The organism is Nostoc sp. DSM 114159 (genome assembly GCF_053470285.1).
The window spans coordinates 500000-513481 of sequence record NZ_JBPFEH010000001.1 but is presented as its reverse complement, the minus strand read 5'-3'; the positions used below and the strand labels follow the sequence as shown (position 1 = coordinate 513481).

At 38.5% G+C, this 13482-nt stretch carries 11 protein-coding genes and 1 pseudogene; 5 read left to right on the top strand and 7 right to left on the bottom strand.

What is annotated here, in order from left to right; translation table 11 throughout:
• Positions 1–111: 111 nt before the first annotated feature.
• Positions 112–2238, bottom strand: a complete 2127-nt coding sequence (locus tag ACR5KR_RS02015) for an acylase (RefSeq protein ID WP_448265257.1) — start codon at positions 2236–2238, stop codon at positions 112–114.
• A 593-nt stretch (positions 2239–2831) separates the two neighbouring features.
• On the opposite strand from ACR5KR_RS02015, the gene ACR5KR_RS02010 reads away from it, so the two are divergent.
• On the top strand, positions 2832–2975 hold the full coding sequence (locus tag ACR5KR_RS02010; RefSeq protein WP_448265256.1) for a hypothetical protein: 144 nt from the start codon (positions 2832–2834) through the stop codon (positions 2973–2975).
• A 50-nt stretch (positions 2976–3025) separates the two neighbouring features.
• On the opposite strand, the gene ACR5KR_RS02005 is transcribed toward ACR5KR_RS02010, so the two are convergent.
• The 3 genes from ACR5KR_RS02005 to modA form a co-directional block, all read right to left on the bottom strand.
• Complete coding sequence (locus ACR5KR_RS02005) at positions 3026–3679, bottom strand: DUF642 domain-containing protein (protein WP_448265255.1); 654 nt, start codon at positions 3677–3679, stop codon at positions 3026–3028.
• Between the two features lie 260 nt (positions 3680–3939).
• The gene (locus ACR5KR_RS02000; RefSeq protein WP_448265254.1) at positions 3940–4545 is read right to left on the bottom strand and encodes a DUF642 domain-containing protein; all 606 of its coding nucleotides are present in this window, start codon (positions 4543–4545) and stop codon (positions 3940–3942) included.
• 66 nt (positions 4546–4611) lie between these two features.
• Positions 4612–5466 carry a molybdate ABC transporter substrate-binding protein gene (gene modA / locus ACR5KR_RS01995; protein ID WP_448265252.1) on the bottom strand — a complete coding sequence of 285 codons (855 nt, stop codon included), beginning with the start codon at positions 5464–5466 and terminating at the stop codon, positions 4612–4614.
• An 820-nt stretch (positions 5467–6286) separates the two neighbouring features.
• On the opposite strand from modA, the gene ACR5KR_RS01990 reads away from it, so the two are divergent.
• On the top strand, positions 6287–6688 hold the full coding sequence (locus ACR5KR_RS01990) for a fasciclin domain-containing protein (protein ID WP_322673082.1): 402 nt from the start codon (positions 6287–6289) through the stop codon (positions 6686–6688).
• Positions 6689–6880: 192 nt separating this feature from the next.
• Here the strand turns inward: ACR5KR_RS01990 and sfsA are convergent, their stop codons facing one another.
• Complete coding sequence (gene sfsA / locus ACR5KR_RS01985) at positions 6881–7606, bottom strand: DNA/RNA nuclease SfsA (RefSeq protein WP_448265251.1); 726 nt, start codon at positions 7604–7606, stop codon at positions 6881–6883.
• A gap of 239 nt (positions 7607–7845) precedes the next feature.
• Between sfsA and ACR5KR_RS01980 the strand changes: the two genes are divergently transcribed.
• On the top strand, positions 7846–8514 hold the full coding sequence (locus tag ACR5KR_RS01980; protein ID WP_445628005.1) for a 2OG-Fe dioxygenase family protein: 669 nt from the start codon (positions 7846–7848) through the stop codon (positions 8512–8514).
• 2 nt (positions 8515–8516) lie between these two features.
• Here ACR5KR_RS01980 and ACR5KR_RS01975 read toward each other — a convergent pair.
• Positions 8517–9674 (bottom strand): annotated as a pseudogene (locus tag ACR5KR_RS01975) (DUF711 family protein); the annotation flags it as partial.
• Positions 9675–9753: 79 nt separating this feature from the next.
• Between ACR5KR_RS01975 and ACR5KR_RS01970 the strand changes: the two are divergent.
• Both ACR5KR_RS01970 and ACR5KR_RS01965 read left to right on the top strand, forming a co-directional pair.
• The gene (locus tag ACR5KR_RS01970; protein WP_448265250.1) at positions 9754–10545 is read left to right on the top strand and encodes an IS5 family transposase; all 792 of its coding nucleotides are present in this window, start codon (positions 9754–9756) and stop codon (positions 10543–10545) included.
• 256 nt (positions 10546–10801) lie between these two features.
• Positions 10802–12070: a tetratricopeptide repeat protein gene (locus ACR5KR_RS01965; RefSeq protein WP_448265249.1), complete on the top strand. Its 1269-nt coding sequence runs from the start codon at positions 10802–10804 to the stop codon at positions 12068–12070.
• Positions 12071–12295: 225 nt separating this feature from the next.
• Here the strand turns inward: ACR5KR_RS01965 and ACR5KR_RS01960 are convergent, their stop codons facing one another.
• A complete protein-coding gene (locus tag ACR5KR_RS01960; protein WP_448265248.1) occupies positions 12296–13129 on the bottom strand; it encodes a DUF4114 domain-containing protein in 834 nt (277 codons plus the stop codon).
• Between the last annotated feature and the right edge of the window lie 353 nt (positions 13130–13482).

Here is a 13482-nt window from a genome sequence, read left to right as displayed (position 1 = left end):
ACCTACCAATATTGTCAAAAGCGATCGCGTGCGTTTGTATTTAGCATTTCGGTTGCAGCTGTAACATAATCAGTCAGCATTTTGATGCATAACTTATGGTTAGCGCAGCTCTTAAAAAGTTTTGCGTTCCTCCAAATGTGCTAATACTTCTTTTCGAGTTCGCCAAACAGAACGCAATTGCTTGCGAGTAAACAGTGGTAATTGGTCAGTAATGTGGGGCGAACCGGGTTGAGTCGCGTTACCGTAGCCGATCAGAGCCATTGCTTTTACTGGTTGTGAAAACTCAATGGTTGCAACATAACTATCACCAGCGACAGCTTGAAAGCGTTCATCGTTAGCTGGAGCAAAATTTAGGGCGCGGAATATTCCTAGATCCCCATCGCCACCATTGGCAGGTAAATCTAAGTTTCCGCTATGTACTCGGAAGACTTCACCCCAAGCAACATCTAGCTTTCCATAAGCTTTTTCGACTTTTGTTGCTGCTATTTGTAGCGCTTTCGCCGCACTTTCTGGGTTTTTTAAACCATCGGGTGTGGTGCGCGGCGAGTTCTCACTCCAAGGAATACTGAAGGTTTGGTTTTTATCCATTTCTTGCCACCAAAAAGCAAACAATACCGCGCCTCGACTATCAGCATCAGCATTGCGATTCCAAGCAGCTAAAATATCAGCAGCATGACGGGCTAATTCATCGCCATATTTTTGAGCTGCGGGAATTAAATCATCAAGGATGCGTTCTGCAAGTTCCATTTTGGTGGAATGTTTGTACTTAATCATTTCCGCAAAAGAAATTTTTGGATCTTCAGCCAGCATTTTTGCAGAACTTTGTGCCCGAAAAGACATCTCTCCTCGTGGAGCCATATAAGCAGGGTAATCATCTGCTTTGATGACAGCGGGGAAAGTCGTTGTCCAAGGTGGATCGTTGGCATTTTGCAACCAACCGCTAGGCGGGTCAATTACACGCGGTAAATCTTTGTATGGGTGCATTTTTGTCCACAAAGTCTGAGATGTGTCGCCAGGAATTAAACCTTCCCAGTATTGAAAGTCTCCCTGTTGACGAATCGGCACCAGACCGTTGAATAAGTGCATGATATGTCCTTCTCGGTCTGCATACATGACGGTAAACATTGGTAGTTGCAAGCGTTTCAATACCTTTTGAAATTGGGTTAAGTTTTGGGAACGCGCCATATCCCACCACTGTTCCAACACACCGGGACGGTCTGTACCGACAACCCGCAGTGCCACAGCAAACCCATCTTTTTCTTGAATGACTGCACCGTGGACGGAACTTTTGACTAATAATGGTTGTTCGACTAACGAGCCATTCTTTTGCTTAACTTTTAACAAAAACTTTGATGTTGTAAAAGGACGGACTTTGCCATCAAAAAGATAACCATCATCAGCTAATTTCAACTTATATACATCCCAACCATCATGAGTATTGACGGTATGAGTCCAACCCAAATAATCGTTAAAAGCGATCGCTAAAACCGGAATTCCCACCAGCGCTGCTCCCGAAGCATTCATCCTTGGGGCAGTAATTTGGGCTTCGTACCAGACAAATAAATCCGACCATAACAAGTGGGGATTTGCCAGCAACATCGCCTTGCCACTGGCAGAATGTTTAGGTGCGATCGCCCAACCGTTAGAACCAGCTTCAGATTGAGTATGAGTCATATCTGCTACCTGTTCTTGATTGACAACAAAAGTAAAATACAGCACTCTTTGCAAATGTGCCAACACATCCTCTGGCTTTACAGGTAATACTATTTTTACTTGCTCGTCAATTAAATCAGGATGGGCTTTGGCATAAGTATTTATCCCACTAACAAAGGCATTTATATAACTACGGAAAGTTGGACTTTGTGCCTGATACCAAGAATTAGCACGATCGGATACTCCCATCGTCAGTACCCATTTATCAGATTCTAAATACTCTTCTCCCCAGTATTCGGCTGCTTTTCCCCTAGCTTGACCATAGAGGCGCAACAGCAAGTTAGCGTGACTCTGCATTTGTGCCCAACCAAACGCCTGAAAAGCGCTTGAAGCATCTTTACTATATATATGTGGTATGCCGTAAGTATCCCATAATATCTCTGTAGTTTTGGGTGCAGTCGCAAAACTGTTATTTGCCAAAACGATAACTAAAATCGCACTAAGGATAAAAGCTAAAAATCTAGAAAATTTTCTTTTCAGTATTGACCGATCGAATTGCCACAAATAAATTCCAATATTCAACATGATGGTTCGATTAAATTAATTTGACTGGAAAAATTTAGTGACTTTCGTCTGTATTCCGTAACAAACAGACATTAAATCTACACTCACTAGCAACATACATAAAGAGGCATCCCAGCACCTTTGTTTATGCCACCATAAGTTGATAAAAATTCCATACTAATAGCGCCATACTACTAGCGTGGAAATAATGCTTTTGAAGTAGCATTAATCCCACTGATGCCGAATAGACGAGCGATTGTATATTATCAATAATGTTTAACACTAGTTCTAGAATTCTCAAAAGCTATCTGCGACTGATTTGCATCTAACTCTAGTGCTATTAGGAGACATTATCATAAAGGCTACACCTGAGCAAGCATTTATCAAAACTTCTGAATTTTATAAATCTGACTTATGTTGTGCGATCAATCCTTATAGATAAGTCTTTTTAAGGTATTGGTATAGCAGCAGCTAAGTTTTTTAATCTAAATTAAATTATTGTCATCTATCTTTTGATATACTTTTGGAAGATTTTTGGGAATAAAAGATAATAATAGTTTTTAATTAAAATTACTTGCTATCTTAGCTAAGTTGCTTTAAAATTCTAAAATTAATTGCAAATTACTGGCAATAGTACTAATCGGTATAAAACACAAGTAACGACTCTAAATTATCGAGAGTTAGATCGATATATTAGAGCGATCGCCGTTTTAGTGGAAAATGACCAAATCCCTCATAACTACCACACAGTAGTTTGAGGGATTTACGATCTGTTCTTTTCCAAAAGGTAAAAAAAGGGCTGTTCTTTCTAGCTAATTGCTTTCTTTTTCTTCAGCCATATTCCTAATAAACCAGCAGTAACAACTATTCCTCCAATAGTTGATGGCTCAGGCACAGGTTTTACACTCACATTATCCAAGTATAAGAATTCATATTTATCCCAATCCCCAAACTTTAACTCTGTGGATGACGCATCTGCCGTGAAATTGAACTTATATTGCGTGTATGGTTGAAAAGAAATGTCTTTTTGATCGAAAAGCTTATTTCCACCTACGAATGTCTGAAATTGATTATCAAGGTCAGGGGCCTCATCTATAGATGCTAAATAGTAACTAAGTTCGTATTGCTGACCAGGTTGTGTAGAAAGTGTCTGTGATATGTAGCTGAGGTCTATAAATCCACTAAGTGATAAGCCTTGATTACCACTACCATGCTGAGGAAAATTGCTTATTCTTATCCCTGATACATCCATCGGATCGCCAGACTTAATCCAGTCTGTAATATTCGGATTTGTGGCGTTGGGATTATTAGGATCTACGAGAGGATCGAGTTCAAAGCTTCCGTTTTTAACAAGTTCTGCTGCTTGTGCTGCTGTATTATAAATATTAGCGATCGCAGCAGTACTAATTAAGGTAATAGTAAAACTAAAAACAATAATTGAGAGTTTTTTAGTTACATTCATGAAACTTGACTCCAAATAATTTTAAATTTTGACAATGAAAACAAGTTGATAGTTACATCCATGCTGGCTGGCTTTCAGTAGTGTCAATAAAAATGAACATTTTCTTCTGGTTTCTAAGAGTTAGTTATAGATGTAGATAACGATTCATACACTAAGACAATTTTCTCAATAAACCCATAATGGAGTTTTTAAATCAGATGAATGTTAGTGGCATTCTTGACACTATTGAGCCAGACATTGCTTAGGCTCCTACCTGTGGTTTATTGATATCCATAGTTTTTTCCTTGATGTTTAGGTATAGCTTTGACACTTACATCATCCAAATATAAAAACGCATACTTGGCTTGGGAGCCAAATTTTATTTCGGTGGATCTTCCTTTTGCTCTAAAATTTAACGTGTATTGTGTGTAGGATTGGTAAGGAGTATCTTTTTGAACATAAACCTTTTTACCACCTACAAAAACCTGAAATTTGTTATTCAGATCGGGTGCCTCTTCTGTCGATGCAAGATAGTAAGTAAGTTTGTAGCGTTGACCAGGAAATGTATGGATAGTCTGCGATATGTAGCTAATGGCTGAAAATCCACCAAGAGATAATCCTTGCTTACCAGTATTAGGAAAATTGTCAATTTTAGTACCTGATGTATCTATTGAATTACCAGATTTAACCCATCCTGTAACATTAGGATTTGTAGTTTCAGGATTATTAGGATCTATCAGAGAGTCGTATTCAAATCCCCCATTGATAATCAGTTCTTGTCTTTCAGCTTGTGCTGCTGACTTATAAGTATTAGTAATCACAGCAGTATGAAGGAAAGCAGTAGTCAAACTACAAACAATAATTGAGAGTTTTTTAGTGAACTTCACAAGACATGACTCCAAATAGTTCAAAATTCACGACAACGAGTACTTGATTGATTTACTTTCTGGTGATTAAGGCAGGATAAACCCGTAAGTATTTTTGAAGATATTCTGAGCTGTACTACCACTTAAGTAGTTAGAAAAACTCTGTGCCGTCGTTAAAACTTTAGTTCTGGTGAGTATACCCAGTGGATAAACAATCGAATCGCTCTCTGTTGTGAGGGCAGTTTGTACCACTCTTACCTTGTTAGAAATGGCCGCATCAGTTTTGTAAACAGCACCTGCACTGATAGTTTTAGTTACACCATCAACTAGAAGAGTTTTATTTTCAACAGCAGTTAAGACGGCACGCACATTGGCAGCACGGTATAATTTAGGACTGAGAATATTAAAAATACCTCGGCTAGTGAGAACTTGTTTGGCATAATTTCCTGCTGGCACAACTGGAGGAGTACCTGTGTAGTCACCTATGGCAATACCAGTAATGTTGGCATTGGTCAAACCATTGAAGCTAGTGAGAGCAGCACTACCAACACTAACGGGAGGTGTGGTAGGCGCAATCAAAACTAGACGGTTTTTGACAACGTTTTTGCGGCTACTTGCAACCAATTTACTTGGGGTTGAATTCTGCAATACATCTATTTGGCTGTTAGCAGCAGAAATGAAAATATCTGCTGGTGCTCCTGCTTGTATTTGACTTAGTAAAGTACCAGAAGCACCAAACGTATAAACAACGTTGACGCCTGGGTTAGCATTTTGGTACTGAGTCTTAATGGCATTCAGCGCGTTTGTTAAACTGACAGCTGCATACACGTTCAGTGTCGTTACAGAACTTGCTGGTGATAAATTAACGAACTGCAAGCCTATTACCAGCATCATGCTGCTAACTGCTGTAGCAATCCAAGCAATAAGTCTTCTTCTGTTCATGAAAGTTATAGTTTGGGGAAAATATTACCTAAAAGTCTCATTGTTGACATACCTGACTTACGCACAGGCAACAGAAATACCAACCACACAGAAGGTAGAGGATATAGATAAATGGGAGTTAGAGAAGGTTTTGGCGTAAATCTTACGCATCATAAATTCTGGAAACAACAAACGGCCAATCACAATCGGCCAATCACAATTGCTAAAAGCATTGGTTATGATGGGCCGTTTGTTATTTCCAAGTGGAATTACACAAACAGCGAGTGAAATGTATTTAGTGATGAAATAATATCAGTTAAATACGCTTGTTACCAACTTTTTTGGTTAACGAATCCTGACAAAAAGCTAATGCAAGTATATTTAAATTCTCTAAATATCCCTTATCTGTATGTATATAGTAAATTTTTATATCGATCCTAAATATCTAAAGCTTGATTTATACCAACTAAATATTTTTAATCTTCTATTTAACTAACTTTATTGGTATGCGATCGCTGCTTTGACAATCTTTGGATGCGGCCTCTATTACTGTGTAAAAAAGAGCGATGCCCTTCTCTACGAGACGCTCCGCGTAGCTTGCTTCCACGAAGTGGTACGACAGGCTCAGGGTAAGACCTGCGGCGGTAAACTACGCATCCAGCAGCGCCCATAACTCATCCATTTGGACGATATACGTATAATTATTTACTAGTATAAATATATATATAAACTTTTATGATATCAATAACAAAAATGATTTGACATACGCCTAATGATAGATAGATTTTATTAAGCAAATAGTTTAGATTTGTAACAAGTTACACAGAACTAGATAAAACATATGGCCAACATAATTGACACTGCCACTAACAATGGTTCTTTTAACACACTAGTTGCAGCAATCCAAGCAGCTGGTCTGGTAGATACACTTCAAGGTGATGGGCCATTTACCGTTTTTGCACCCACCGATGAAGCATTTAATAAGCTTCCAGCAGGTACAGTAGACGCATTACTTCAAGATATTCCCAAGCTCAAGAAAATCTTGACCTATCATGTTGTCTCAGGCAAGGTACTTGCTGCTGATGTAGTTAAGCTAAAGACAGCTAAAACAGTTGAAGGTTCAGATGTAAAAATTGACGCTTCTAATGGCGTTAAGATCAATGATGCAACAGTTGCAACAGCAGATGTTGCTGCTGATAACGGTGTCATCCATGTCATTGACACAGTTTTGATTCCTGCATAACCAAACGTCAGAATAGCGAACGCTATTTGTGGAGTGACGACTACCTATAGTCATTTCTTCATTACAGTCTGGTTGAATGTTTTTTAGTAAACATCAACTACCAACAAATCCATCTAGATGCTGTCTAGATGGATTTATTGTTTTATGCGTGTAGAAACTTTGCCATTGCTAGTCTCTCTTAATTAAATGCAATCAAATTTTTAGTTTTGCTAAACCCAAATAACGGATACCTTCGGGGGAAATTTCAAAACGACAAGGTAAAACTTCTAAACCGAGAGCGATCGCATCCCGCAATAATTTACCATATATAGGATCTGTGCGATCGCCAGGAGAGAACTCGATACAATCACCGCGATTGATAAAGTAAAGCATCACCGCACGAGTCAAAGGTAATAGCGCCATCAGTTCTCGCAAGTGTTTTTGTCCTCTTGTAGTCTCCGTGTCAGGAAATAAAGCTAATCTCCCTTCGGACAAAGTTGTATTTTTCACTTCTAAATAAATCGGGCGTTCCTCATTACTTCCCGTCAAGAAAAAATCCACTCGACTTTTTTTATCTAGCCCATAAACCACCTCGCCCTTAATTTGGCTGTAGTCGCCCAATTCTGGAAAAAGATGTTTCGCCAAAGCTAGCTTTACCACCCGATTGGGCAAAAAAGTATTTATACCTACCCAAGTCGGTTCATTATCATGTACCTGAATTAGTTCTAAAGTGTAAGCCAATTTGCGATTAAGATTATCGCTTTTAGAAAGCTGTACTGCACTTAGAGGTGTCGATACTCCAATCATTGGCCCTGTATTAGGACAGTGTGCTGTCACTATTTCGCCAGAAGTGAGTTGAACGTCAGCAAAAAACCGCTTGTAACGCTTGAGTAAAATACCGGGATACAAAGGTGGGTACTTATAAAGCCAATCTATCATTATGGAACCTTGTTGCTGTTTGTAAATATACGTCGATTCTTTGCCCACCGAACCGATATCTGCAAATCTTTTCAGCAGCTACTCCGCCCTGCGACAGCATTTGAGTAACCTCACATATCATGGATTGTCAATTTTTGTAGTCAAATTGACAACATAGTAATAAAAAGTAGCATATACTAAGTATTACAAGCCTCCCATAAAAATCTGGGAGAATTTCAACGTGCAAGGAGGTAAATCCTATGCAAAAAGTGTGGACATCAACGGAATTAGAATATGCTTTTCTGTTTACTCTCAGAAAGGTAAATTCGATCAATCCAGAAGGTTTTAAGGCATTTTTTAGTAATATGCCTATTGACCCTTATATCAAAGGCACTTATCGTTCCAGAAGATTATCTCGGTTTACAGTTTATGGAAATCAATTAATCAAATTACCTCATGGCTACCTCTTTCAAAGTAAAGAGTACAATCCATTAGTGGGTGACATAAAAAGAGAGTTTGCAGAATTAGAAGATGGACTTATAGAACTTGATATCTTTAAGAATCTTGTCTTAGCATTCAGTGATTCTTGTAAACTTCATCCGGAAGCTGAAATCGGAGTTCATCAAATTAGAACTATTTGTTCGGCGGATAATTTGGGTAATCCCGCACCTGAAGGTATTCATCAAGATGGTACTGATTTTATCGGTATATTTTCAGTAGATAGAGATAATATTCAAGGTGGAGAAACACATCTATATACTGACAAAAAACAAAAGCCCGTATTTAGTAAAGTTCTAAATCCGGGAGAACTATTATTAGTCAACGATCGTGATTTTTTCCACTTTACCACTCCGATTAAACCACAGATTGATGGTCAGGGAAGTAGAGATGTTTTTGTGCTAACTTCTCCCAGCTTGCTTTCAGAATAATTTTAGTCGACCGTAAATATTTTACAATCTACGAGATATGGGGAATTGAATGCAGTCATTTCCCCAGCTTTTTTATTTGGAATTGGAAATAATCGTGCTGATAGTGGTTTATCTAATTTGATAGCTAAAGTTGCCATATCAATTAATAAAGCTGTAATTTTTTCTATTGTGATATCACCTGGAATCGGAACTGTATCCAGTCCACAGCCACAAACTGCTGAATATAATAATAAATTTGTAATATTATATGTTTGCTCATTAGCTCTGGTAGCTAGTCCAACATCTTCACAAACTGGAAGCATCAGTCCAGAATAACCACAGGTTTTTACTGATACATTTTTTAATACGCGAGTCAGCATCCCAGAAATTGCAAGAGTTCCTGAATGACCAAACTTGCCATTCATCAATTTTTCATAAGCAAAAGCAATACTATTTTTTTTATCTAAAGATGGAGCTAGAGACGTATCAATTCCTTTATATATAACGGCAAATCGATCTGAGATGTTTTCAGCAATAACTGCGATTTTCTTTAATTCTAATTCTAAAAGTAATTGCAGGTTTTGCTCTGCCGTAGGAATATTGTTAGCTTGGGAAAATGCTTGCATTACCAAATCGCCTAACTCTAAACCTATAGTAAAAGATGTATTGCCTGTATGATATGCCGTAGGAAAAAATGGGATATCTGGCTGGCAGTTTGCCCATGCACAAAAATGAAAGTTACCATAGCCATTTTCACTTTCTTGGGAAATACGTTTAATGGCTTTGGCAGATTCCTTAGCATTCTCAAAAATTATACCGTTTTCCCTGTCTCCTATTTTACTAGAGCAATAAATAATTGATGTATTTTTATTGATATCTGGAATTATATCTATAGTTTCCGAGTTGCTGGCATAACCAATATTGAAAAAGCTGATATTCAAACTTTGACAAAGTTGTTCGAGAGCTTGAATTTCATTAATAATTTCGATTTTAGATAAGCCTTGCAGATATTCTTCCCAGCTATTAGTAGCAATTCTAGTTGTTTGGACTTCATATCCTTGTTTTTCAAACAAAATCTGTACCTGCTGATTAAACTCAGCAGCTTGCTTAATTTTTTCCTGATATTGGAGAGATTGAATTGATATACCTGTTGTAATAGTTCTAATTTTCATTAGAGGATGTTTTAAAAGAGAGGGGCTGTTGTAAGAAAGCTCACAAGGCTTATGCTGAGATTTGTAGAAAACAGCACCTTGTGAGCGAATGACTAAAGCATACCGTAGCAATTTGACATGGGAACAGTGGGAATTAATTGCAGACCTATTCCCAGGAGCAAAGCCAGGTGGTCGTCCCCGAAAATTAGCCTTATTTGCGGTGGTGAATGCGATTCTCTATGTATTGTGTGAGGGGTGTACGTGGCGAGGTCTACCAGGTGATTTTCCCGCCTGGTCAACGGTTTATGGTTATTTTTGGAGATGGGGTAAAGATGGTACATGGTTGAAAGTTCACGATCAACTCTACCAGTGGGTGAGAGTAGACGCGGGGCGTGAACCTAGCCCATCAGAAGCAGCAGTTGATAGCCAGTCAGTAGAAACAGCAACGATGATCTCTATTGATGTTGGTTACGACGCAGGTAAAAAAATTCATGGGCGTAAACGCCATTTGAGTGTAGATTTACTGGGTCTAGTTTTACGGGTTTTGGTAACATCGGCTAGTTTTCCAGAACGTGAAGGCGCGAAAAAAGTCCTCAGCCGAGTTCACAATACAGGCAATCAAGTAAAACGGTTGAACACTATTTGGATGGATGGAGGATACCGAGGAGAAGAATTTATGCGGTGGGTGATGGATATGTTTCGCTGGATTGTAGAAATTGTTCTTAGACCCTTGGAAAAAAAGGGTTTTGTTCATTTACCAAAGCGCTGGGTTGTTGAGCGAACTTTCGGGTGGCTTAATTGGTGTCGGCGTTTAAGCAAAGATTATGAAAGATTACCTGAAACTTCCGAGATATTTATCTATATTGCCATGATTCGTATTATGGTCAGACGACTGGCATAATTTTTGACTGGTTTTGACTTTTAAAACATCCTCTTAGTATAAATAATTAGCGATCTTTTCATTAAACTTAACTCTAGAATCTGGACGCGTACAATATTCTATTGGATAAATTTCATTTATAACAACTTAGGGTAGTGTGTTGTTTTTATTTCACAAAAAATATGAAATATACTTAAAATATGAAGATGAGTGCATAGGTTAGGCTACAAAAGAAGTCTGCTGGAATTCAATGAACTGAATCAACCAAACAAATGCCATGAATGACGAATTTTACAATCGGGGATTGGAAAAGGCTAGGCGAAAAGATTACGCGGGAGCAATTGAGGAATTTAACCATGCTTTACAACTAACACCTTACTTTAGCGAAGCTTATTTGCAACGGGGTTTAGCACATTATGACTCAGGTGCAATATTGAAAGCTGTTTCAGATTATACCGAAGCCCTGAGGCTGAATCCTGAGAGTGTGGAAGCATATTATTGTCGGGGATTGGCTAGGGTAGCGCTGAAAAATTTACCGGGGGCGTTGGAGGATGTAGAACGTGCGATTCGTCTCAATCTTAATTATGCTGCTGCTTATAATCTGCGGGGAATGGTGCGGCGCAAACAGGGTTATATTCAAGATGCGATCGCTAACTTTAAAAAAGCTGCTGGGTTATATCTAGAGCAACAAGATAAAGAAAATTGTCGTCTGTGTCTAGAACGAATTAAACAGCTACAACCACCAGAAAAAACTGCCATTGAACAATCGCGTTCCATCAATACGCCGATTTTATCCACCAATGATTATTTCACGCAATTATTAGAAAAGGCTGAAAAGGGAGATACTCAAGAAGCACTCGCCGATTTAAACTGGGTATTAAAAGCCGATCCGCAAGATGCCCAAGCTTACTGCTGTCGTGGAGTTGTGCGTTATAAAATGCGGAATTATCGAGAAGCGATCGCAGATTTTAATCAAGCATTACGACTAAATTTTCAAGATGCCATTGTCTATCGTAACCGAGGTAAAGCCCGTTCTATCTTAGGAGATCATCAAGGTGCGATCGCGGATCTCAACCAAGCAGTCCAGATGCAACCCGAAGATGGCTTAGTTTATATTGCCAGAGGTAATGTCTATCGGACAACGGGTAATTATCTCGGTGCAATTCAAGATTACACCCAAGCGCTGCAAATTAATTCTGATGAGGCTCAAGCTTATTACAATCGCGCCATTGCCTATACTTGCTTAGAAGAAATACAAAACGCCGTGGAAGATTATCAACGGGCGGGGAGTATCTTTTGCGAACAAGAAGACTGGGAAAATTATCAACAAGTCTTAAATAGCCTCGAAAAAATCCAGAAATTTAGTCCAGAGTCAAAAAAGCAAAGATATCACTTGCTACGTCAGCGACTTTTACGAATGGTTGGAGGATATTGGGAAATTGCCGAACGATTGATTCAGCAAAACAAAGATTATCATCCTGGAATGTCAGACGAGTGGTATTTGCAAAAAGTGATTGATGATTTAGAACGCGATCGCAATAGATAAAATCAGCTAATCAGCATTCAAGTTGCATAATCAGGGCGGACAAGATGTCCACCCCACAAGATATTGAGAAAATTTTAATATACAAAATAGATGTGCTTTAGCTTATAAATGCCACTACAAACGTAAAATCACCCGTACATTATTTATACGGGTGAAAATGCGAGCGATCGCTTGTTATTTTCCAATGAAACTAAATGCGCCTTATATTAAGCACCGTCTCAAAGTTTAGTTAGAAATGCGACTTTGACGGCGGCGGTGCAATCCAAACATACTAACTGCTCCCACCGCAAACATTGATAGAGTAACAGATGGTTCAGGAACGGTAGCACCAATTAACGCTTTAACATTTGCCTCACCGATATCAAGAACGACGACAACATCATTAAAGTCGCGATCGGAACTTTCGTTCCACTTACCAGTTGCAGAATCTACCCCTGAAGCGTATAAATTTCCGTATAAATCCTCAAATGCCAGGAGGATGTAGTTGTTGTAAGCATAAGCAACTGCGTGCTGTAGTCCGTCAGCGTTAGAAGCAGTGTCAGTACCAAAGATATTAGCAGAGTTGCCACGGTTCAAACCATCAGCTCTCAACCATAAATCTAGTTGAGTACCGGCGGTAACATTACCAACTTTGACTCCATCACCTAGTTTTAGTGCGTTACCGCCCCAGCCGCCAACACATCCATCTCCTTCACAGGAAATATCATTAAAAAGCAGCCCAGATTTGTTAGTAGTTCCTGTAGCTTCAAAGGCTAACTGGTTTCTATAACCTGCGCCCTCATTAATAAAGTAAACAGAAACATCGTGGTCGTATTTTAAATTTAATTTACTGGGGTCTAATTTAAATTGTCCGCTGTTTGGAAGAGCAACACTTTCTGCTTGGACAAATTGTTGAAAAGGAGCGTCGTTAAAACCAGTTTGAGACTTATTATATACAGTTGGTTGAGTCCATGAATTATTCCAATTAAAATCAGCAGCAGATGCAGTTTCTACTTTGGAAACTAATCCGGTTAATGTAGCTGTAGCGGCAATCAAGGCAGGGAATAAATTACGTTTCATATTATGAGCCATTAAGTAGGAAAGACAATTTAGATAATGCTTTTTGAGCAGCTATCTCTCTTCAGTTGTCTCTTACTTCTAACAGCTAGACTTCTGCAACGTCAATCTGTCTATTTACTTTTGCTAGTATATTTAAATAGCGCTTTATCTAAAGGGTTTTTACTGAAAAGAAAGATTTTTCTTCTAGGATGATACTGTTATCAATACTGAGTACTTAAACTGATATATAATGAAAAATTCATGAATAATATATAGTTTGTATGAAAATTAGATATGCAATTTCTCTAGTGAAAAGCTAAAAGCTTTATCTAGAGGAATTTTCATTTAAATGAGGTAGATAAGTAATGGTGTGC